Origin of the sequence: Bacillus sp. 7884-1, assembly GCF_002272245.1 — a bacterium.
In the GTDB taxonomy this organism is placed as follows: domain Bacteria; phylum Bacillota; class Bacilli; order Bacillales; family Cytobacillaceae; genus Neobacillus.
Window position 1 is genome coordinate 1 of the sequence record NZ_NPDD01000368.1, and the last position, 304, is coordinate 304.

Below are 304 nucleotides of genomic sequence, written 5' to 3' on the forward strand. Positions count from 1 at the left end.
TATGGAGCGGGTGATGAGAATCGAACTCACAACATCAGCTTGGAAGGCTGAGGTTTTACCACTAAACTACACCCGCATTATTATAAATTAATAGATGGGGCGACTGATGGGAATCGAACCCACGAATGCCTGAACCACAATCAGGTGCGTTAACCACTTCGCCACAACCGCCATCATAAAATTTCCCATCTAAAAACAAATGGTGGCTCAGGACGGAATCGAACCGCCGACACAAGGATTTTCAGTCCTTTGCTCTACCGACTGAGCTACTGAGCCACATAGTAAGGTTACCTAAAATTTAAAG

The 304-nt window shown here is 45.1% G+C and carries 3 tRNA genes; all 3 read right to left on the reverse strand.

Going from position 1 to position 304, the window contains the following annotated elements:
• Nucleotides 1-2 precede the first annotated feature (2 nt).
• The 3 genes from CHI06_RS29155 to CHI06_RS29165 all read right to left on the reverse strand — a co-directional run bounded on the left by CHI06_RS29155 (nucleotide 3) and on the right by CHI06_RS29165 (nucleotide 276).
• Nucleotides 3-76 (reverse strand) — tRNA-Gly (locus CHI06_RS29155).
• A 19-nt stretch (nucleotides 77-95) separates the two neighbouring features.
• Nucleotides 96-171 (reverse strand) — tRNA-His (locus tag CHI06_RS29160).
• Between the two features lie 29 nt (nucleotides 172-200).
• Nucleotides 201-276, reverse strand: a tRNA-Phe gene (locus CHI06_RS29165).
• Nucleotides 277-304 lie beyond the last annotated feature (28 nt).